The organism is Streptomyces sp. Isolate_45 (assembly GCF_024721315.2).
Lineage (GTDB): Bacteria > Actinomycetota > Actinomycetes > Streptomycetales > Streptomycetaceae > Streptomyces.
The window spans coordinates 1-579 of the sequence record NZ_JANFAK020000400.1 but is presented as its reverse complement, the minus strand read 5'-3'; the positions used below and the strand labels follow the sequence as shown (position 1 = coordinate 579).

General features: G+C 66.5%; 1 protein-coding gene. It reads right to left on the bottom strand.

The window, feature by feature from the left end:
* Window positions 1–560, bottom strand: a 560-nt coding sequence (locus NOD94_RS41300; RefSeq protein ID WP_281211378.1) for a tectonin domain-containing protein, incomplete at its 3' end; no start/stop codon positions are given.
* Between the last annotated feature and the right edge of the window lie 19 nt (window positions 561–579).

Here is a 579-nt window from a genome sequence, read left to right as displayed (position 1 = left end):
TACCGGCCCGCGATGAAGGAGGCGGGGCCGCCGACCTTGTGCCAGGTGGTGCCGTTGCCGGACCACTTGAAGACTGCGTCGCTGTTGGGTGACAGGCCGTAGATCGCGTCTGCGGCGACGGCGAACTGGTGGCCGGCTCCGCCGATCTTGGCCCAGTTGTTGGGGCCGTTCATTTTGTGGAGGTCGCCGTTGGTGGGGTTGGTGGCGAAGAGGCCTGCTCCGCCTGCGAAGAGTGTTCCGGCTGCTCCGCCGACTTTGTTCCAGGTGGTGCCGTTGCCGGTCCATTGGAAGATGGCGCTGCCGTCGGGGGAGAGGCCGAAGAGGCCGTTGCCGGTGACGGCGAAGGTTTTGGCGGGTCCGCCGACCTTGGCCCAGTTGTTGGGGCCGTTCATTTTGTAGAGGTCGCCGTTGGTGGGGTTGGTGGCGAACACGCCCGCTCCGCCCGCGAAGAGTGTTCCGGCTGCTCCGCCGACCTTGTTCCAGGTCGTTCCGTTACCGGACCACTGGAACACGGCGGAACGGTCCGGGGACTGGGCGAACAGGCTACTGCCGGCGGACACACCGCAGTTCGTGCTCGTC